Source organism: Nonomuraea sp. B10E15, from assembly GCF_039871615.1.
Classification (GTDB): Bacteria; Actinomycetota; Actinomycetes; order Streptosporangiales; family Streptosporangiaceae; genus Nonomuraea.
Genome location: NZ_JBDPMB010000011.1, coordinates 43,936 through 63,480 on the forward strand (window position 1 = coordinate 43,936; position 19,545 = coordinate 63,480).

Genomic DNA, 19,545 nt, shown 5'->3' on the forward strand with positions numbered 1-19,545 from the left:
GGAGGCGTCAGGACGAGAGCGTCACGGTGCCCGCGGCGCCGTTCACGGTGATCTTCTGACCGGTGGTGACGCGGTGGGTGGCGTCGGCGACGCCGACGACGGCCGGGATGCCGTATTCCCTGGCCACCACCGCGCCGTGCGACATCGAGCCGCCCATCTCCATGACGAGCCCGCTCGCCGTCAGGAACAGCGGCGTCCAGCCGGGGTCCGTCGAGGGGCAGACCAGGATCTCGCCCGGCTCCAGGTGCGCGCCGATCGGGTCCATCACCACCCTCGCCACGCCCGTGACGGTGCCCGCCGACGCGGCCGTGCCGGTCAGCGCGCCGCTGGACGCGGCGGGGGTGGCGAGCGCCTCGGGCTCGGTGCCGTCGGAGAGCAGCACCCTGGGCACGTGCCTGCGGCGCGACTCCCGTTCGTACGCCTCCCGCCGCTCCGCCACGAGCCCGCGCAGGTCGCCGCCGCCCAGAGCGGTCCTGGCCTCTCTCAGGTCGAGGAAGAACACGTCCCGCGCCGCGTCCAGCACCCCGAGGCCGACCAGGTGCTCCCCCACCTGCAGCAGGCTTTGCCGCACCCCGGCGAGGATCTTGACCACGTAGAACTTGGGCAGCTCGCGCAGCCCCGCGTACATGCGCGTGCGCCCGAGCGCGAACCGCACCACGGCGGCCCGCCACCGGCCCTCGCGTCCGGCCTCGGCGGCCACCCGGGCGATCTCCGCCTGCGCCTCCCGCGCGCCCTTGGCGAACAGGGCGCCGGGCGCGAGGGCGGTGTCGCCGTCCATGCGCAGGTAGTTGGCGATCACGCCGAGGATGTGCGCGGGCTCCTCCGACCAGCGGGGGACGCCGAGGTCGATCTCGGCGACGCCGCGATGGCCGTACGTGTCCAGGAATCTGGTGATCTCTCGCTGGGCGATGGGCGGGAGCGTCCCCGCTCGGTAGCGGCGGACCAGTTCCTCCACCGGCTCCGTCACGAACGGCTCGGGCTCGACGCGGGTGGACAGGTCCCACAGTTCCAGGTCCATCTCCGTGGTCGGGTTGTGCGCCACGCTGCGCAGGACGTCCTGCATGTCGCCGATCGGCACGCCGGAGAGCCTGGACGACAACGCGAACAGGCCGTAGCCCGTGATCGCGATCGGCATGATCGAGACGATGAGGGGGAACGCGCGGGAGAGCACGCGCTGGGCGTGGTCGAGGCGCTGCTCCGGGGTGGCCTCCGACGGCGGCGGCAGGCGCCGGTCGATCGCCTCGCCCACGCGGGCGGCGTACGCCAGGGCCCCGCCCGGCCTGGTCAGCGCGAGCAGCACCCGCGAGGGGGCGTGGACGCGGCGGGCGAAGCGGCGCAGGCCGCGGATCACCGGGCGGCGGGAGGTGTACGCCAGCGACAGCCGGGGATCCGTCACCAGCTGCTCGATGACCGGTCCTGTGCGCGCCTCGCCGAGTTGCAGCACGCGCGGCATGATGGCGCGGCCGGCCCTGCTGCGTACGGCGGTGGTGACGTCCATCCACAACCGCTGCCCCGACTCGGTCATCAGCGGAGGGCCGTCGAGGGGGTCGGCGGAGCCGTAGCCGAACAGCCCGGCCGCTCCCGAGGCGACCAGCTTGAGCGCCGACCGTCCCATGGGCGTGATCGGCCCCATGACGCCCTGGGCGACGTTGAAGGAGAAGTACGCCCGCAGCCCCGGTCCGGGGTTGTCCGGCAGCGGGTAGAGCGTGGTGATCGGGCGCGCCTGGGTGAGCCAGAGCCCGCCGTCGTGGCCGATGGCCCACTCGGTGTCCTGGGGGGCGCCGTAGTGGTCCTCGACGCGCGTGCCCAGCTCGGCCAGGGCGAGCACCTCGGCGTCGGTCAGGCAGAGTTCTCTCCCGCGTTCCCCGTCCGGAGCGTCGCCGGTGGTCTCGACGCGTTCGGTGCCGCCCCCGGGCAGCGCGCGGACGGCCAGCCGCTTGTCGCCCGCGCGGCGGTCGAGGATCTCGCCCCCGTGGACGACGAAGCGGTCGGGGTTCACGGCGCCGGAGACGACGGCCTCGCCGAGCCCGGGGGCCGCGTCGATGACGGCCTCGCGCCGCCGGCCCGTCACCGGGTTGGCGGTGAACATGACGCCGGAAACGCGCGCGTCCACCATGGTCTGGACGACCACGGCGAGCCGCACGGCGGCGTGGTCGATGCCGTTCGACTCGCGGTAGGCGACGGCGCGGTCGGTCCAGAGCGAGGCCCAGCAGCGGCGTACGGCGTCGACCACCGCGTCCGCGCCCACCACGTTGAGGAAGGTGTCCTGCTGCCCGGCGAAGCTGGCGAACGGCAGGTCCTCGGCCGTGGCGGAGGAGCGCACGGCCACCGGCACGTCGTCGCCGAGCGCGGCGTACGCCTTCACGATCGTCTCGCGCACGGCGCCGGGCACCGGGGCCCGCAGCAGGTGGCTCCTGGCGCGCTCGGCGAGCCCGTCGCCGCTGGTCTCCAGGCCCTCGGCGACCTGGCGGTAGGCCTGCGTGGTCAGCACCCAGCCGGGTGGTACGGGCAGCCCCGCCCGGGTCAGCTCGCCGAGGTTGGCGGCCTTTCCGCCCACCACGGCGAGCATTCCCGCGTCGATCTCGGAGAAGTCGAGTGCCGTGTTCATCAGCTTCATCCCTGCCCTTCAGCATCCTGACACGAGTGTCACGCTTTCCCGGCAGAAATTCAACACTTGATGAAAGGCGTCATAATTCCAGCGGCTCACCGTCCAGGTTCCACGCGGAATCGACGGCCACGCCGAGCGAGGCGAGCACCGTAGGAGCCACGTCCACCAGCCGGGGACCGGCCAGGCCACGATGGGCAAGGCGCTCCCCCAGCCGGTTGGCGATCACGAACACCCTGCGTTCCTCCTCCGAGACACCGCCGTGACCGCCCTCGTCCACGTGACCGTGGTCAGTGGTGACGAGCACGGTCCAGCGCTCGCGCGCGTACGAGGGCCGGGCGCGGACGGTGTCGAGCAGGCGCCCCAGGTAGGCGTCCTGGATCTGGAGGGCGGCGGTGTACTCGGGACAGTGCGGGCCGAGATCGTGGGCCACGTCGTCGGTGTCGCCGAGGTAGACGAACACGGCGTCAGGGTCGGTCTCCGCCAGGTGCCGCTCGGCCGCGGCGGCGACCCGCCCGTCGGCCTCGGCCCAGCCGATCGCGTAGCCGTCGAGCACGAACCGGTGGTCGACCGCCGGGCCGAACGCGCCGTGCTCGGCGAGCGCCGCCCAGGAGAAGAAGGCCGCGGTGTCCAGTTCGGGGCGGGCCTTCTTCGCACGAGTCAGAAAGTCCGGAAATTTCCGGAATTGGGGTGCGGTGAAGCTGTTGTCTACGACGCCGTGCTTGTCGGGCCAGGCCCCGGTGGCGATGGACGACCAGCCGGGCCCCGAGTCCGTACGCGACCTGATCACCCGGTCGCCGGCCGCCGGCTCGGGGGCTTTGGGCACGACCTCGCCGGGCGACTCCGTACGCGGCGTGCCGGCCTCACCGTAGGGGAGCATGCTGGTGCCGTACGCGCCGGAGGCCATCAGCCCGGCCAGCACCGGCGCGCCCACGGCCTGGAGCCGGTCGAAGCGCAGGCCGTCCATCCCGACGACAAGCACTTTGTTCTGAGAAGGGGACATCCCCCTATCTAAGCGGTGAAACGTCGCACCCAGTCGGCCGCGCCCGGCAGGATCTCCTCGACCGGAGCCACCTGCGGATACCACGTGCGCTCCCACTCCAGCGACACCCAGCCGCCGTAGCCCGCGCCGCGCAGCAGCCCGCCGGCCTCGTCGAGCGGCACGGACCCGGTCCACAGGGGCACCGGCGTGGTGTCGCGGGCCGAGACCGCGTCCTTGACCTGGACGTACGCGAGGTGGGGCCCGAACGCGGCGAGCGAGTCGGCCGGCGGCTCGCCGTTGCGCCAGGGGTGCAGCAGGTCCCACAGCGCGCCGGTGGTCCCGGGGCAGCCCGTCTCGGCGAGCAGGGCGGCCACGGCGGCGCCGGTGGCCATGTCGTCGTGCGTCTCGACGAGTACGCGGCAGCCGAGGGCGCCCGCCGTACCGGAGACCGCTCGGAGCCTGCGGGCGCCGACGGCCGGATCGTCGCCACGAGGGAAGACGCGCACGCCGGGAGCGCCCAGGTCGGCGGCGAGCCGCAGGTCGGCGAGGAGCGCCGCGACGACGGGTTCGTCCGGGCCCGGCTCACAAACACCGACATAGCCAGCAAGGGCCGAGATTTCCAGGCCCGCCCGCTCCACCCGCTCCCGCACCGACCGCCGCTCCGCGGCGTCCAGGCCGGCATACACGCCGGTCTCGGGGTGCAGCCGCAACTCGAGCCCCTGGCAGCCGCCTCCGGCCGCGATCTCGATCGCCCTGTCGAGCCCCTCGCCGGGCATGCCCAGCGTGCTGACCGCCAGCCTCACGTCATCCTCCGCACGCTCTCCCGCAGCACGACCTCGCCCGCGACCTGCTCGACCACGACCGGATCTCCTTCACCCAGCGCCAGCTCCAGCGCCCGTGCCCCCATGTCCTTCAGCGGCAGGCGCACGGTCGTCAGAGCGGGCACGTGATCACGCAGCGTGACGATGTCGTCGAACCCGGCCACAGAGACGTCGTCGGGCACCCGGACGCCGCGCTCCCGATAGGCCGCGAGCGCCCCGACCGCCATCACGTCGTTGACCGCGAACACGCAGGTCACGTCGCCTGCCTGCGAGGCCGCGACGTAGCCGCCGTCGCGGTCGAACGGCCCGTGGATCACCTGCGGCGCGGGCAGCCCCAGCTCCTCCAGCGCCTCGACGAACCCGGCGCAGCGGTCGGCCGCCGTCACCAGGTGCGGGGGCCCTGCCAGCACCGCGAACCGCTTGTGCCCCAGCTCGGCCAGGGCGCGGGCCAGCTCGGCCGCGCCCCGCCGGTTGGCCGGCGCGACCGTGTCGACGCCGAGCAGGTCCTGGCCCACGCAGGCCGCCCGCCCGCCGCCCGCCTGGTATCGGGCCAGCTCGTCGCGCAGGCGTCCGGTGACCGCCGGGTCGGCCACGCGCGAGCCGACGAGCAGGACCGCCCTGACGCGCTGGGCGTTGAGCGTCGCCACGTAGGCGATCTCCTGCTCGGGATCACGATGCGTGGTGCCCACCATGACGAGCAGGCCTTCGGTGGCCGCAGCCCGCATGGCACCGTCGGCCAGGGCCGCGAAATAGGGGTCGGTCAGGTCGTGGACGACGATGCCGATGACGTTGCTCGCGCCGCGGGCCAGCGTCTGGGCCGCGATGTTGGCGCGGTAGCCCAGCTCGTCGGCGGCCTGCTCGACCCGCGCCCGCAGGGCCGCGCCGACCTGGCGGGTGCTGCCGTTGAGCACCCGCGAGGCGGTCGCCAGCGAGACGCCCGCCTGCTTGGCGACGTCTTCAAGCGTGACCACGAGACCTCCCAGGAAAGCGGTTTCCAAGTCTGCCAGACCAGGACCTGGATCCGCATCCTACGGGTGGACCGCGGTCGTCGGCCCACCCGGAGAGTGGTCTGTCCTGCGCCCGGGCCCTAGGCCCAGGGGAACAGGATGTCGAGAAGCCCCTTACGCTCCTCCTCGGTAGGCTCGGTGCCCGAGCTCGGGCACCGGGGCCTGCGTCGGCTGCGTCGCGGGAGGCTGATCCTGCGACTCCTGACTGGTGGTCCTCGGCTCCCTGTTGTTCACCCGCGTCTCGCTCGAGACGTCGGTGTCCCGCATCTCGTCCTGCGGGGCCCGGGTGTTCCTTGGGCTGGCCTTGGTGGTCGGGTCGCCGATGTCGCGCGTGGGCGACGGGCGGCTCTGCGGCTCACGCGTGGGCTGGGTCTGCCCCTGCTGGCGCTCCGGGCGCGCCCGATCCGAGTCGGTGGGCTCGTCGGCGGCCGGGTCGGAGGGCTCGGTGTCGGTCTCCTCCTCCACCGGCGTCTGCTCCTCCTCCGAGGGGACGGCCGAGTCGGAGGGCGCGGTCACCTCGCCGGCGCTGGCACACCTGCCGCCCGCGCACGGGTCGTCGGAGGACGTACCGGTGACCATCCAGCCCACACCGACGCCGACCAGCACCACCGCGGCGGCCGCCACCAGCAGGACCCGCGTGCGGTGCCGCACCTCGCCCTCGCCGCCGCCGCCGGCGTCGTCGTCACCGCCGCGGGAGGAACGCCGCTCGCCGGATTCGTCGGTCCAGCCGGAGCCGAGGAAGCCGCGCTTGGGCTTGTCGTCGTCGCGGTCGTCCGTCTCGTAGCCCCGGTCGAGCGGGAGGTAGGAGGGCTCGTCGTCGGCGTGACGGGAGCCACCGGGCTCGCGGAGCACCTCGTGCGGGCCGCTGGGCCCGCCGAAGTCGTGCGGGCCACTCGGACCACCGAAATCATGCGAGCCGCTCGGGCCGCCGAAATCATGCGGACCGCTCGGGCCGCCGAACTCGTGCCCACTGCTGTACCCGTCACCGGACCCGGCGAACTCGTGCCCGCTGGAGCCGCTCAACACGTCACGGTGGGAGTCGCTCCCGCCGCCCAGCACGTCATGGGGATCGCCGCCACCCAGCACGTCACGCGGGCCGCTCCCCCCGTCGAGCACGTCATGCGAGCCGCCGGCGTCGTACGCCGAGGTCGTCCCGCCGAGCACGTCGTGATGACCGGGGTCGTCAAGGACGTCACGCCGCTCTATCAACTGGGGCTCGGCGCCCTTTTCCAGCGGGAGGATGTAGGTCTCGTTGCCGACCACCTGGATGGCGGGTTGCTCGTCGGTGTCTTCAGTGCTCCACCGCGGGGACAGCACATCACCCGTCATCTCCGGGTTCAGCGGCCTGCCCTGCCCATCCTCGTATGGCCTGTCGTTCTCGTCGCGCGCCACGATGGAACCTCTCTCATACGAATACGACCCGCCCTTTCCTAGCAGACACGACCATCACTTGTCCGGAAATTTCACATGTTTCCCTAAAAACACGCTGTGTAACATGCGTCCCAGAGCCCGCGCACGGGTGGACAACCAACCCCTCCAGGGAGCGCGTCAGCGGGCCAGACCGGACACGAGTTCGTCGAGCGCCGACGTGATCCGCTCGACGCTCACCCCGCACCTCCTGAGCCGGTGGGCGAGCAACTCGGCGGACAGCGGCGCCAGCAGCACGTCGGCCAGACCGTGGGCCTCGGCCTCCGGGCGCATCCGGCCGATCAGCATGACCAGATGGCCGTGGTAGGCGTCGTACGCGCCGCCGAAGCGGGCCAGCGGGCTCGCCGTCTCGGCCATGAGCAGCAGGTCGAGCTGCTCGACCGTCCGGTCCGCCAGTGCCCGCAGGAACGCCCTGACGCGCTCGGCCGGCTCGGCCCCTGGACCGAGCGGCGGCGGGCCCTCGAGGAACGCCGCCTGGAACGCCTTCTCCCGCCGGTCGATGAGCGCGTACGCGAGCCCTGACCGGTCACCGAAGCGCCGGTAAAGCGTGCCGACACCCACTCCGGCCGCCGCCGCCACCTCCGCCATGGACAGGCCCTCCACCCCGTGCGCGGCCACGATGCGCTCAGCCGCGGAGAGGATCTTCGCGCGGTTGCGGGCCGCGTCACTGCGCTCGCGTCTCACGATCACCATCCTTGCACCGCTTGCATCCGGAATCCATTCCGCTTAATGTCTAAAGCGGAACGAATTCCGCTTGAAGGAGGAGTCATGGAACACAAGGTCGCCCTCGTCACCGGCGGCAGCAGGGGCATCGGCGCAGCTATCGCGCGGCGCCTGGCCGGCGACGGTTTCGACGTCGCCATCACCTACCGAAGAGCGAGCGACCGGGCCGCCGCCGTGCTCAAGGAGGTCGAGGCGGCCGGCGTGCGCGGGCTCGCCCTGCGCGCCGAGGCCGCCGACCCGCGGGAGCTGGTCGAGGCGGTCGAGCGGACGGTGCGCGAGCTGGGCCGGCTCGACGTGGTGGTGGGCAGCGCCGGCATCGCACCGTACGGGCCGCTGGAGGAGGTGACGCTCGCCCAGCTGGACGAGGTGCTGGCCGTGCACACGCGCGCGTCGTTCGTGCTGGCGCAGGCGGCGGCCCGGCGCCTGCCGGACGGCGGCCGCATCGTCTTCATCGGCAGCAGCCTGGCCGAGCGGGTACCGTACGCGGGCTGGACGGCGTACGCCATGAGCAAGTCCGCGCTGGCCGGGCTCGTCAAAGGCCTGGCCAGAGACCTCGGCCCGCGCCGCATCACCGCGAACGTCGTGCAGCCCGGCTCCACCGACACCGAGATGAACCCCGCGGACAGCCCGGAGGCCGACGAGGAACGCGGCTACACGGCGCTCGGCGTGTACTGCTCGCCCGACGACATCGCCGCCACCGTCGCCCACCTCGCCGGCGACGGCGGGCGTGCCATCACGGGCGCCGCCATCCCCGTGGACGCCGGCGTCACGGCCTGACGCGGCAGCGGCTCGCCCCCGGAGCCCCGGCCACTGCCACTGCGCGCTCGAGCCTTGACGGCCCTCCGCTCCCGAGTCACCCATCGCCTGAAGGCGACGGTCCCCTCAGGATGCTGTGATTGACGCGAATCACGGGCGTCGCTACGCGGGGTGACGCCATCATGACGGTCATGCTGTTGACCGAGATGGCGCCCCCTCCAGGCGCCGAGCAGGTAGCCGGGCTACGGGCCCGCGCCAGGGCCGCCCGCCACCGCGCCTTCGTCGCGCTGTCCGCCTCGATCGCGGTGCTGACCACCGCCCAGTTGCTCGCCGACCGGGCGCCGACCAGGGAGCAGACGGTGCCGCTCGCGGTGTTGTCCCTGGTGGCCCTCGCGGCGGCGCTGCCCGCGATGACCGCCACCCAGTACGCCTGGGGCGTGCAGGCCCGCCTGGTCCGGTGGCGCGAGCAGGAGTTGTACGGCGCCGCGCGCTCGGGCGGGACACGACCGTTCAGCCGGCTCGCCGTCGCCGCGGGCTGGGCCGTGACGCTGCTCCTCGGCGGCACCACGCCGGCCTTCTTCGACCAGGCCGCCCTGTACGCCGTCGCGGACGACCTGAGCTGGGCGGTCGAGGCGCTGGCGGTGACGAGTTGCGGGGCGGGGGTGCTGTTCCTGCTGTGGTGGTCCCGTGACGCGCTGCTGCTGCTGGCGCGCGCCAGGCGATCGGGCTCCTCCCCCGGCGATCCGTGGGATCCGGGTCATTGCACGCGCCGGCGCGCGGCAGCGCTCCGGACGCGCGTGCTCTGGGCGGGGGCGGCCGTGGCGGTGGCCGCCCTGCTCGCGGCCCGCGCCCATCTCTGGGAGCCGGCGACGGCGGCGGTGTACGCGCTGCTGACGGCCGCCCTCGTCCTCGGAGTAGTTACCGACGAGTAGCATAGGCGCGGAACCCATTCAGCCAACGAGGAGCGAATCCGTGCCTTCCTCTCGTGACGTCGTGTTCGTCGACGGCGTGCGCACGCCCTTCGGCCGGTCAGGCCCGAAAGGGCTGTACGCGGAGACCCGCGCCGACGACCTGGTCGTCCGCGTCATCCGCGAGCTCATCAGGCGCAACCCCGGCCTGCCGCCCGAGCGCGTCGACGAGGTCGCCATCGCCGCGACCACGCAGATCGGCGACCAGGGCCTGACCATCGGCCGCTCGGCGGCGGTGCTGGCGGGGCTGCCGAAGACCGTGCCCGGCTACGCGATCGACCGCATGTGCGCGGGCGCGATGACCGCGGTCACCACGGTCGCGGGCGGCATCGCGTTCGGCGCGTACGACGTCGCCATCGCCGGCGGCGTCGAGCACATGGGCCGCCACCCGATGGGCGAGGGCGTCGACCCGAACCCGCGCTTCCTGTCGGAGAAGCTGGTCGACCCGAGCGCCCTGGTGATGGGCATGACCGCGGAGAACCTGCACGACCGCTATCCGTCGATCACCAAGGAGCGCGCCGACGCGTACGCGGTGTTGTCGCAGGAGCGGGCGGCCAAGGCCTACGCCGACGGCAGGATCCAGCCCGACCTGGTGCCGGCCGCGACCAGGACGGCGGAGAAGGGCTGGGGCCTGGCGGTCGAGGACGAGGCGCCCAGGCCGGGCACGACCATGGAGGGCCTGAGCACGCTCAGGACGCCGTTCCGTCCGCACGGCAACGTCACGGCGGGCAACTCCTCCGGCGTCAACGACGGCGCCACCGGCTGCGTCGTGGCCGCCAGGGAGGCCGCGGACGAGCTGGGGCTGGCGCCGAGGATGCGGCTCGTGTCGTACGCGTTCGCGGGCGTGGACCCCGAGGTCATGGGCGTGGGGCCGATCCCGTCCACGGAGCGGGCGCTGCGCCTGGCCGGCCTGGACATCTCCGACATCGGGCTGTTCGAGATCAACGAGGCGTTCGCCGTGCAGGTGCTGGCGTTTCTCGAGCACTTCGGCATCGCCGACGACGACCCCCGCGTGAACCCCTACGGCGGCGCGATCGCCTACGGCCACCCGCTGGCCTCCTCGGGCGTGCGGCTGATGACGCAGCTCGCGCGGCAGTTCGGCGAACGTCCTGACGTGCGTTACGGCATCACCACGATGTGCGTCGGCCTGGGCATGGGCGGCACTGTGATCTGGGAGAACCTGGCATGAGCGAGCTGGAGAACTGGCGTGCGCTGCTGAGCGAGCGCGCCGCCGACGAGGTCGTCACCAAGGCACTGGTACGCGACGTGCGCCTGCCCGGCGGCGCGGGCACCATGGCGCTGATCACCCTGGACAACGGCTTCGACCACACCAGGCCGAACACGTTCGGCCCGCACGGCCTGTTCGCGCTGAACGGCGCCCTGTCGGAGATCGCCGAGCGCACCGACCTGGCCGCGGTGGGCGTGACGGGCAAGCCGTTCATCTTCGCCGTCGGCGCCGACCTGAAGGGCGCGGCGGCGCTGGCCACCCGCGAGGAGGCGCTGGCCGTCGCCGCGCTCGGCCACCACGTGTTCCGCCGGCTCGGCGAGCTGCCGATCCCGTCGTTCGCGTTCGTGAACGGCGCCGCCATGGGAGGTGGGCTCGAGGTCGCGCTGCACTGCACGTACCGGACGATCTCCTCGGGCGTGACCGCGGTGGCGCTGCCGGAGTGTTTCCTCGGCCTGGTGCCCGGCTGGGGCGGCACGCAACTGCTGCCGCGCCTGATCGGCCCGGCGAACGCGGTCAAGCTGATCATCGAGAACCCGCTGGCGCAGAACCGCCTGACCAGGGGCAGGGAGGCGTACGAGCTGGGCGTCGCCGACGCCGTGTTCGAGCCGGCCGACTTCCTGGAGGAGTCGCTGCGCTGGGCCGCCCGGGTGATCAACGGCGAGGTGGTCGTGGAGCGGCCCGAGCACGACGGCTGGGACAAGGCGGTCGGCGACGCGCGGTTCCTGGTCGACATGAAGCTGCGCGGCGCCTCCCCCGCCCCCTACCGGGCGCTCGACCTGATCGCGCGGGCCCGCACGGCCACCCGCGACGAGGGGTTCGCCGCCGAGGACGAGGCGCTGGCCGACCTGCTGACGGGCGACGAGCTGCGGGCCGGGCTCTACGCGTTCGACCTGGTGCAGCGGCGCGCCAAGCAGCCGGCGGGCGCGCCGGACCCCTCCCTGGCCCGCAAGGTCACCAAGGTCGGCATCGTCGGCGCGGGCCTGATGGCCTCGCAGATGGCGCTGCTGTTCGCACGCCGGCTCGAGGTGCCGGTCGTGCTGACCGACCTCGACCAGGCCAGGCTCGACAAGGGCGTGGCGTACGTACGGGACGAGATCGGCAAGCTGCTGGCCAGGGGCCGCGTCTCGCAGGACCAGGCCAACCGGCTCACGTCGCTGGTGACCGGCTCGCCGGCCAAGGACGCCTTCGCCGACGCCGACTTCGTGATCGAGGCCGTCTTCGAGGACCTGGCGGTCAAGAAGCAGGTCCTCGCCGAGGTGGAGGCGATGGTCCCGGCCGAATGCGTGCTGGCCACGAACACCTCCTCGCTGTCGCTGACCGCGATGGCCGCCGACCTCGCGCACCCCGAGCGGCTGGTCGGGTTCCACTTCTTCAACCCGGTCGCGGTCATGCCGCTGCTGGAGATCGTCAGGGGCGCCGCCACGGACGACGCCACGCTGGCCACGGCGTTCGCGGTGGGCAGGACGCTGAAGAAGTCGTCGGTTCTCGTCAAGGACGCTCCGGCGTTCGTGGTCAACCGGCTGCTGACCCGCTTCATGGGCGAGGTCGTGGCGGCCGTGGACGAGGGCACGCCGCTGGAGACGGCCGAGCACGCGCTCGACGGGCTGGGCCTGCCGATGACGCCGTTCGCGCTGCTGCAGCTGGTCGGGCCCGCCGTCGGCCTGCACGTGGCGGAGACGCTGCGCGAGGCGTTCCCCGGACGGTTCGGCGTCTCGGCGAACCTGGCCAAGCTGGTCGCCGCCGGCAAGCCGGGCGTCTACCTGCCGGACCTCACGCTCGACGAGGAGGCGGTGGCGCTCTTCGCGGGCGGCTCCCAGGCGTCCACCGCCGAGCAGGTGCGCGAGCGGGTGCTGGGGGCGCTGGCCGAGGAGATCCGGATCATGCTGGACGAGGGCGTCGTCGCGGCGGCCCAGGACATCGACCTGTGCATGATCCTCGGCGCCGGCTGGCCGTTCCATCTGGGCGGCATCACGCCGTACCTGGACAGGTCCGGCATCGCGCAGCCCCGCTTCCTCGCCCCGGGCGTGGCCTCGATGCCCGCGTGAGCTCACGCGTGATTTTGCGGGGGCCCGCTCGGCGGGCCTCCGCGCGCCGGGCCCTCCTCCGCCGTAGCGTTTGGTGCCGTCCTACGAACGGAGAGTAACCATGTTGAGAGCAGCCGGCACCATCGCGCTCTGCGGAGCCCTCCTGGCGGGCGCGTCGTCGCCCGCCGTGGCGGCGCGCGACCCCAAGGTGCAGCTCAAGATCGTCAATTCGGTCAAGGGCGGAGCCACGAAGACCGCCTGGCTCCACTGCGCGCCCACCGGGGGCTCCCACCCCGACGCCCGCACGGCCTGCCGCCAGCTGCGCCGGGTCGGGGGCGACCCGGCCAAGCTCAACGTCTCGCCCAACGCCGCGTGCACGAAGGAGTTCCAGCCGCACGTGATCGCGGTCGTCGGCCGGTGGTACGGCAAGACGGTGAAGTGGGGGAAGGTCTACGCCAACGGCTGCCAGGCCAAGGCCGCGACCGGGGCCGTGGCCGCGCTCTGACCCCGGCACGGGGGTGGCCCGCGCCCCACCCCCGCTCAGCGGCCGCGCTTCTGCCACGGCATCGCCGTCCTGCTGTGCCAGTAGCCGTAGGTGAAGTAGAGCACGATGCCGATCAGCATCCAGATGACGAACCGCAGCCACGTCTGCACCGGCAGGTTGAGCATCAGGTAGACGCAGGCCAGCACCGACAGGATCGGCAGGACCGGCACCAGCGGCGCCCTGAAGGCCCGCGGCAGGTCCGGCCTGGTGCGCCTGAGCACTATCACGCCGATCGACACCACGACGAACGCGAAGAGCGTGCCGATGTTCACCAGCTCGGCCAGCTCGCCGAACGACACGAACCCGGCCAGCGCCATCGTCACCAGCCCGATGAGGATCGTGAGCCGGACCGGCGTGCCGAACTGCGGATTGACCTTGGCCATCGTGCGCGGCAGCAGCCCGTCGCGGGACATCGCGAACAGCACCCGGGTCTGGCCAAGAAGCAGCACGAGGACCACGGTCGTCAGGCCGGCCAGCGCGCCCACGCTGATGATCCCGGCCAGCCAGGGGTGGCCGACCGCGATGAAGGCGTCCGACAGCGGCGCCGACGTGCTCAGCTCGCTGTAGCGCTGCATGCCGACGACGACGAGGGAGACGGCGACGTACAGGATCGTGCAGATCGCCAGCGAGCCGATGATGCCGCGCGGCACGTCGCGCTGCGGCGTGACGGTCTCCTCCGCGGCGGTGGCCACGATGTCGAATCCGATGAACGCGAAGAACACGATCGCCGCGGCCGAGAAGATGCCGATCACGCCGAACGCGACCGGCGTGATGCCGAACAGCACCTGGATGAGCGGCGCTTTCAGCCCTTCCACGCGCGGCGTGGCCACCGGGTCGGGGATGAACGGCGTGTAGTTGGCCCCCTTGACGAAGAACAGCCCGGCCACGATGACCAGCAGCACCACGGCGACCTTCGTGATCACGAGGATGAGGTTGACCCGCGAGGACAGCTTGATGCCGACCGCCAGGATCGTCGTGAGGACGGCGACGATGACGACGGCGGGCACGTTGATCACGGGGTCGTCGCCGGCGATCGTGGCGGGCAGCTCGAGGCCGGCGGACGCCAGCATCGAGGCGAAATAGCCCGACCAGCCCACCGACACCACGGCGGCGGCCAGCGCCAGCTCCAGGACCAGGTCCCAGCCGATCACCCAGGCGGGGAACTCCCCCAGGGTGGCGAAGGAGAAGGTGTAGGCGGAGCCGGCCACCGGGATCGTGGAGGCGAACTCGGCGTAGCACAACGCCGCCAGGGTGCACACGACGGCGGCGACGACGAAGGAGATCGCCACCGCCGGGCCGGCCAGTTCCTTGGCGACCTGTCCCGTGAGCACGAAGATCCCCGTACCGACGATCACGCCGATGCCGAAGACCGTCAGGTCCGTGGCGGTCAGGCGCTTGCGCAACTGGTGCTCGGGGGCCTCGGTGTCGCGGATCGACTGCTCGACGCTCTTCGTGCGAAAGATGTCCACGCTCAGCGATCTGCCCACGCCCTCGGCTGTCATGCGCCGCCGAGGTCAGCCCCCGAGGTGCTCAGTGGCGGGCGGGCTCGGCGGCCTGGGCGCGCCTGGCGACCGCCTCGGTGATCTGGCGGGCGAGGTCTTGACCGGTGAGGCCGATCCGGCCGAGGATCGCGGCCCGCTTGGCGTGGTCGAGGAACTCCTGCGGGATGCCGAAGGTGCGGATGGGCACGTCGACGTCGGCGTCGCGCAGGAGCCGGGCCACGGCGTCACCCACCGCGCCCACCCGGCCGTTGTCCTCGACGACGGCCACCAGTTTGTGCTCCTTCGCCGCGGGGACGAGCGCCTCGTCGAGAGGCTTGACCCAGCGGGGGTCCACCACGGTCGTCGCGATGCCCTGGGCGTCGAGCAGGACCGCCGCGTCCATGCAGACCTGCGCCATCGGGCCCACGCCGACCAGCAGCACGTCGGGCCCGGCCGCGGCATCGCCCTCCGGGTCGCCCTTCGGGGCGCGCAGCACGTCCATCTCGCCCAGCCGGCCCACCGCGTCGAGCGCCTCGGCGACCGGGCCCTTGGGGAAACGCAGCACGGTCGGGCCGTCGGAGACCTCCACGGCCTCGCGCAGCAGCTCGGTCAGCCGGTCGCCGTCGCGCGGCACCGCGACCCTGAGCCCGGGCACCACCTGGAGGATGGACAGGTCCCACATGCCGTTGTGGCTGGCGCCGTCGTCGCCCGTGACGCCCGCCCGGTCGAGCACGACGGTGACCGGGAGCCGGTGCAGGGCGACGTCCATGAGGAGCTGGTCGAACGCGCGGTTGAGGAAGGTGGCGTAGACGGCCACCACCGGGTGCATGCCGCCGAGGGCGAGCCCTGCGGCGCTGGTGAGCGCGTGCTGCTCGGCGATGCCGACGTCGTAGATGCGGTCGGGGTAGGCCTCGGCGAACGCGTTGAGGCCCGTCGGGTGGAGCATGGCCGCGGTGATCGCGACCAGGTCGTCGCGCTCCTTGCCGAGCCGGACGAGCTCCTCGCTGAACACGTTGGTCCAGATGCGGCCCTTGGGCTTCTCCGCGCCGGTGAGCCGGTCGAAGGCGCCGGGCGAGTGGAACTGGTCCTCGTCGTGGTCTTCCGCGGGCGCGTAGCCGCGGCCCTTCTGGGTGAGCGCGTGCACGATGACCGGGCCGCGGAAGCCGCGGGCCTTGCGCAGGGCGGCCTCCATGGCCTGCTCGTCGTGGCCGTCGATGGGCCCGACGTATTTCAGGCCGAGGTCCTCGAACATCACCTGCGGCGCGATGACGTCCTTGACGCCCTTCTTGAAGCCGTGGAGCGCGTCGTAGAGGACGGGAACGTTGCCGATCTTGTCTTTGACGTATTCGAGGACGTCCTCGTAGTGGCGGTTGACGCGCAGCGAGGACAGGTGGGAGGCCAGGCCGCCGATGGTGGGCGAGTAGGAGCGGCCGTTGTCGTTGACCACGATGACGACGGGCAGGTCCTTGGCGCCGGCGATGTTGTTGAGCGCCTCCCAGGCCATGCCGCCGGTCAGCGCGCCGTCGCCGATCACCGCGACGACCGTGCGGTCGCGCTCGCCGCGCAGCTTGAACGCCTTGGCCAGGCCGTCGGCGTAGGACAGCGCGGTCGAGGCGTGGGAGTTCTCGACGAAGTCGTGGTCGGACTCGGCCCTGCTCGGATAGCCCGACAGGCCGCCCTCCTGCTTGAGCGCGTCGAACCCGGACGCGCGGCCGGTGAGGAGCTTGTGCACGTACGCCTGGTGGCCGGTGTCCCAGACGACGGGGTCGTCCGGCGAGTCGAAGACCCGGTGCACGGCGATGGTCAGCTCGACCACGCCGAGGTTGGGGCCGAGGTGGCCGCCGTACTTCGCGCATGAGTCGACGAGCAGGTCACGGATCTCTCCCGCGAGCCGCGGCAACTCCTCCACAGTGAGCCGTTTGACGTCCTGCGGTCCCTTTACCGAGCCCAGCAACCCGCTCACGGATCCGACTCCCCTCATGCTCTTGTCCGCCGATTCCCCGAGTGTAGTTCGCGGACGCCTCACTGACTCCATCGAGTCAAACCCACCCCGGTATGTCCGATCTTGACCTACTCTTTCGGTACCTATGAACTCCGTCCCCAAAACTAAACTCGCAGCACTTGTGGCGGCCGCGCTCGCTCTTGCCCTGGCAGCCGCCGGTCTGGTGCTCGTTCTGGTGGACGTGACCATGACGGAGGACGGGTTACGCAACGGGGCCCAGCAGCTCGCCGCCCCGCCGTCCCGGGCCTCGGACCGGGAGGGAGGGGCGCCCGACCTCGACCGGGCGTCGGCGACGCGGAATCCGCTCTACAGGACCGGGCGGCTCACCGACGTGAACTGCCGGCCCGGCAGCCTGCCTGCCAGGAGCATCACCGCGTACCGGCGCTTTCTGACCCGCGTGACCGCGTGCCTGAACCGGGTGTGGGGCGCGCAGTTCCGCAAGGCGGAGATGACCTTCACCAAACCGCGTCTGCGCATCATCACCCGGAAAGTCAAGACGCCCTGCGGGGTGTGGAACGCCGGCGCCGACGGCGTCTACTGCTCCACCGACCGCACCATGTACCTGATGATCACCAAGGACCAGCTGCGCAACCCGTTCCCGCTCGGGATCACCCGGTTGATCGCCCACGAGTACGGCCACCACGTCCAGCAGATCTCCGGCATCTGGACCTACTACTGGACGGCCAGGACCCTGGCGGGCAAGGCCGGACGGCTGCAGCTCTCGCGCAAGTCCGAACTCCAGGCGGAGTGCTTCTCCGCCGCCTTCATGAGCACGATGCGGGGCTCGGACCTGGTCTCCGACGCCGACTGGGCCTACACCGTGGAGTGGTTCAGGAAGAACGGCGCCAAGGGCTGGCCCCAGAACGACCACGGCAGGGGGCCCACGCAGGCGGCCTGGATGTCCCGCGGGTTCGAACGCGGCACGCCCGGCGCGTGCAACACCTGGGCCTCCGCGTCACGCAACGTACGATGATCTATGATCCGCCATCGTGCGCTTATCCCACTTAGCGGTAGCCATGTGCATGGTCGCGGCCCTGCTCCTTCCGAGCCCCGCCAGCGCGGCGCGACGAACCGCGCACGCCGGGCTCTCCGGCCAGATGAGCGGAATGACGATGCCGCTGGAGTGCGACATCCCGGCGATCCGGCCGGGCAGCGTGGCCTCGCTCAGGTCGTTCCACCGCGCGATGGCCGACTGCGCCGACCGGTTCTGGGCCGTCACGTTCGCCGTGGCCGGCCTGGCCTACACCCCGCCCACGGTCACGATCACGACGGGACCCGGCTCGGTGTGCGGCAAGATCACCGGTAACGGGGCGCAGTACTGCCCCGAGCAGCGGACGATCGCCGTCCGGATCATGCCGCACGAGCTGCGTGACCCGTTCAGGATGAACATCGCCCACTCCATCGCCCACGAGTGGGGACACCACGTGCAGCAGCTCACCGGCGTGCTCGGCGCGCACGAGGCGCTCTACAAGCCGGCCTCGGCGAGCGCGCGGACGTTGCTGAGCCACCGGCTGGAGATGCAGGCCGAGTGTTACGCGGGCGTCTTCTACAACGCCGCGCTGGACTCGATCGACCCCGGCATCGAGTGGAAGACGTGGACCGAGGCGGTGAGCGCAGCGGACGAGAGCGAGACCCACGGCAAGCCGGGCAACCTGGCGCTCTGGCAGGACCGCGGCTTCCGCGGCGGGGCGACCGGCTTCTGCGACACCTGGACGGCGGGCGACTCCCAGGTCACCTGACCCTGCGGCCCGCGGCGGTCCTCAGGCGTTGGCGCGGGCCAGCACCTCCAGCGGGTCGGACAGGACGTGGGCGAAGGCGAGCTCGGCCGCCCCCACCAGGGTGGCGGCGTCGCCCAGAGCCGACGTGCGCAGCCGCAGCCGATCACGCTGCGGCGCCATCGCGTGCAGCGTCAGCTGCGTGCGCACCTGCGCCGCCGAGCCGAGATAGATCTCCCGCAACATCCCGCCGAAGATCACCATTTCCGGGTTGAAGATGTTCACCAGATTCGCGACGCCGAGACCGAGCCATTCGCCGACCCGCTTCAGGCCCTCCTGCGCCCCGATGTCGCCCCGGTCGGCGGCGTCCACCACGGCCCTGACCGCGTCCCTGCCCTGCTGCGCGCCGAACCGGCCGGCCGACTCCAGCAGCGCCCGCTCTCCCACCTCCGCCTCCAGGCAACCGCTGGAGCCGCAGCCGCAGGCGCGACCGCCCGGGTTGACGACCATGTGGCCGACCTCCCCGCCGTAGCCGTCGTGGCCGCCCAGCAGGTGGCCGCCCGCGATGATCCCGCCGCCGATGCCGACGTCGCCGTGCAGGTAGATCAGGTCCTTGACGGCCTCGCCGACCCCGCGGCTGTGCTCGGCGAGGGCGCCCAGGTTGGCGTCGTTGCCCACGCTGACCGGCAATCCCAGGCCCAGCCTGCGGCCCAGCTCCTCGCCGAACGGCACCTCCCCGTCCATGAGGTTGGGGCCGAACGTGACCACGCCGTCGGCCTTGCGCACGCCGCCGGAGACGGCCGCCGCCGCTCCGACGCACACGGTGTCGGCCCTGGTCTTGCGCCGCATCTGCCGGGCGAACCCGGACAGCGTCGCGGCCAGCTCGTCAAGCTTGAACCGGCCGCGGTCGCGCGGAACCTCCCTGCGGTCGAGGATGACCCCGCCCAGCCCGACGCGGGCCGCCGCGAGCCGGTCGGGGCCCACGTCGAAGGCGAACACGTAGACCCGTGCCGACTCGGGCCGCACGACGAGCGAGGGCCGCCCGGCACGGCCCGTCTCGCGCGGCAGCTCCTCGCGTACCAGCCCGGCGGCGGTGAGGTCGGAGGTCAGAGCCATGATGGTGCTCCGGTTGAGCCCCATCCTCGAGGTGAGTTCGGCGCGCGAGATCGGCCCGCCCAGATGAACATGCCGGAGCAGCGCGCCGAGATTGTGGCGTCTGATGTCCTCTTGAGAGGGTCCGGCACGCATGGTCTGGGGTTCC

16 protein-coding genes are annotated in these 19,545 nt (G+C 72.3%); 7 read left to right on the forward strand and 9 right to left on the reverse strand.

The window, feature by feature from the left end; genetic code table 11:
- Positions 1 to 7: 7 nt before the first annotated feature.
- The 6 genes from ABGB14_RS27880 to ABGB14_RS27905 all read right to left on the reverse strand — a co-directional run bounded on the left by ABGB14_RS27880 (position 8) and on the right by ABGB14_RS27905 (position 7,527).
- Positions 8 to 2,608: a PEP/pyruvate-binding domain-containing protein gene (locus tag ABGB14_RS27880; RefSeq protein WP_347646777.1), complete on the reverse strand. Its 2,601-nt coding sequence runs from the start codon at positions 2,606 to 2,608 to the stop codon at positions 8 to 10.
- Positions 2,609 to 2,687: 79 nt separating this feature from the next.
- The gene (locus tag ABGB14_RS27885; protein ID WP_347646778.1) at positions 2,688 to 3,587 is read right to left on the reverse strand and encodes an alkaline phosphatase family protein; all 900 of its coding nucleotides are present in this window, start codon (positions 3,585 to 3,587) and stop codon (positions 2,688 to 2,690) included.
- A gap of 29 nt (positions 3,588 to 3,616) precedes the next feature.
- Complete coding sequence (locus ABGB14_RS27890; protein WP_347646779.1) at positions 3,617 to 4,390, reverse strand: sugar phosphate isomerase/epimerase; 774 nt, start codon at positions 4,388 to 4,390, stop codon at positions 3,617 to 3,619.
- The gene (locus ABGB14_RS27895) at positions 4,387 to 5,379 is read right to left on the reverse strand and encodes a LacI family DNA-binding transcriptional regulator (protein WP_347646780.1); all 993 of its coding nucleotides are present in this window, start codon (positions 5,377 to 5,379) and stop codon (positions 4,387 to 4,389) included. The genes ABGB14_RS27890 and ABGB14_RS27895 overlap by 4 nt, the downstream gene beginning before the upstream one ends.
- 150 nt (positions 5,380 to 5,529) lie before the next feature.
- Positions 5,530 to 6,807: a hypothetical protein gene (locus tag ABGB14_RS27900; RefSeq protein ID WP_347646781.1), complete on the reverse strand. Its 1,278-nt coding sequence runs from the start codon at positions 6,805 to 6,807 to the stop codon at positions 5,530 to 5,532.
- 156 nt (positions 6,808 to 6,963) lie between these two features.
- Complete coding sequence (locus ABGB14_RS27905; protein ID WP_347646782.1) at positions 6,964 to 7,527, reverse strand: TetR/AcrR family transcriptional regulator; 564 nt, start codon at positions 7,525 to 7,527, stop codon at positions 6,964 to 6,966.
- Between the two features lie 84 nt (positions 7,528 to 7,611).
- Here ABGB14_RS27905 and ABGB14_RS27910 point away from each other — a divergent pair, with 84 nt between their 5' ends.
- From ABGB14_RS27910 to ABGB14_RS27930, 5 genes are all read left to right on the forward strand, one after another.
- Positions 7,612 to 8,343 carry an SDR family oxidoreductase gene (locus ABGB14_RS27910; protein WP_347646783.1) on the forward strand — a complete coding sequence of 244 codons (732 nt, stop codon included), beginning with the start codon at positions 7,612 to 7,614 and terminating at the stop codon, positions 8,341 to 8,343.
- A gap of 170 nt (positions 8,344 to 8,513) precedes the next feature.
- Complete coding sequence (locus ABGB14_RS27915) at positions 8,514 to 9,254, forward strand: hypothetical protein (protein WP_347646784.1); 741 nt, start codon at positions 8,514 to 8,516, stop codon at positions 9,252 to 9,254.
- 61 nt (positions 9,255 to 9,315) lie between these two features.
- Positions 9,316 to 10,479 carry a thiolase family protein gene (locus tag ABGB14_RS27920; protein ID WP_347646992.1) on the forward strand — a complete coding sequence of 388 codons (1,164 nt, stop codon included), beginning with the start codon at positions 9,316 to 9,318 and terminating at the stop codon, positions 10,477 to 10,479.
- A complete protein-coding gene (locus tag ABGB14_RS27925) occupies positions 10,476 to 12,563 on the forward strand; it encodes a 3-hydroxyacyl-CoA dehydrogenase NAD-binding domain-containing protein (protein WP_347646785.1) in 2,088 nt (695 codons plus the stop codon). The genes ABGB14_RS27920 and ABGB14_RS27925 overlap by 4 nt, the downstream gene beginning before the upstream one ends.
- Positions 12,564 to 12,663: 100 nt before the next feature.
- Positions 12,664 to 13,047, forward strand: coding sequence for an SSI family serine proteinase inhibitor (locus ABGB14_RS27930; protein WP_347646786.1), 384 nt, complete (start codon positions 12,664 to 12,666; stop codon positions 13,045 to 13,047).
- 35 nt (positions 13,048 to 13,082) lie between these two features.
- Here the strand turns inward: ABGB14_RS27930 and ABGB14_RS27935 are convergent, their stop codons facing one another.
- Both ABGB14_RS27935 and dxs read right to left on the reverse strand, forming a co-directional pair.
- Positions 13,083 to 14,555 carry an amino acid permease gene (locus ABGB14_RS27935; RefSeq protein ID WP_347646787.1) on the reverse strand — a complete coding sequence of 491 codons (1,473 nt, stop codon included), beginning with the start codon at positions 14,553 to 14,555 and terminating at the stop codon, positions 13,083 to 13,085.
- Between the two features lie 61 nt (positions 14,556 to 14,616).
- Positions 14,617 to 16,521 (reverse strand): 1-deoxy-D-xylulose-5-phosphate synthase, encoded by a 1,905-nt coding sequence (dxs, locus tag ABGB14_RS27940; RefSeq protein WP_347646993.1) that lies wholly within the window; start codon positions 16,519 to 16,521, stop codon positions 14,617 to 14,619.
- A gap of 169 nt (positions 16,522 to 16,690) precedes the next feature.
- Between dxs and ABGB14_RS27945 the strand changes: the two genes are divergently transcribed.
- A complete protein-coding gene (locus ABGB14_RS27945; protein ID WP_347646788.1) occupies positions 16,691 to 17,542 on the forward strand; it encodes a neutral zinc metallopeptidase in 852 nt (283 codons plus the stop codon).
- A 133-nt stretch (positions 17,543 to 17,675) separates the two neighbouring features.
- Positions 17,676 to 18,308: a neutral zinc metallopeptidase gene (locus tag ABGB14_RS27950; RefSeq protein WP_347646789.1), complete on the forward strand. Its 633-nt coding sequence runs from the start codon at positions 17,676 to 17,678 to the stop codon at positions 18,306 to 18,308.
- A gap of 21 nt (positions 18,309 to 18,329) precedes the next feature.
- Here the strand turns inward: ABGB14_RS27950 and ABGB14_RS27955 are convergent, their stop codons facing one another.
- The gene (locus tag ABGB14_RS27955) at positions 18,330 to 19,532 is read right to left on the reverse strand and encodes an ROK family transcriptional regulator (RefSeq protein WP_347646790.1); all 1,203 of its coding nucleotides are present in this window, start codon (positions 19,530 to 19,532) and stop codon (positions 18,330 to 18,332) included.
- Positions 19,533 to 19,545 lie beyond the last annotated feature (13 nt).

Bases quoted from the DNA above. Each gene is read 5' to 3' on its own strand.
- ABGB14_RS27880 (WP_347646777.1), bottom strand. From the start codon at position 2,608: ATGAACACGGCACTCGACTTCTCCGAGATCGACGCGGGAATGCTCGCC.
- ABGB14_RS27910 (WP_347646783.1), top strand. From the start codon at position 7,612: ATGGAACACAAGGTCGCCCTCGTCACCGGCGGCAGCAGGGGCATCGGC.
- ABGB14_RS27915 (WP_347646784.1), top strand. From the start codon at position 8,514: ATGCTGTTGACCGAGATGGCGCCCCCTCCAGGCGCCGAGCAGGTAGCC.
- ABGB14_RS27925 (WP_347646785.1), top strand. From the start codon at position 10,476: ATGAGCGAGCTGGAGAACTGGCGTGCGCTGCTGAGCGAGCGCGCCGCC.
- ABGB14_RS27930 (WP_347646786.1), top strand. From the start codon at position 12,664: ATGTTGAGAGCAGCCGGCACCATCGCGCTCTGCGGAGCCCTCCTGGCG.
- ABGB14_RS27950 (WP_347646789.1), top strand. From the start codon at position 17,676: ATGACGATGCCGCTGGAGTGCGACATCCCGGCGATCCGGCCGGGCAGC.
- ABGB14_RS27955 (WP_347646790.1), bottom strand. From the start codon at position 19,532: ATGCGTGCCGGACCCTCTCAAGAGGACATCAGACGCCACAATCTCGGC.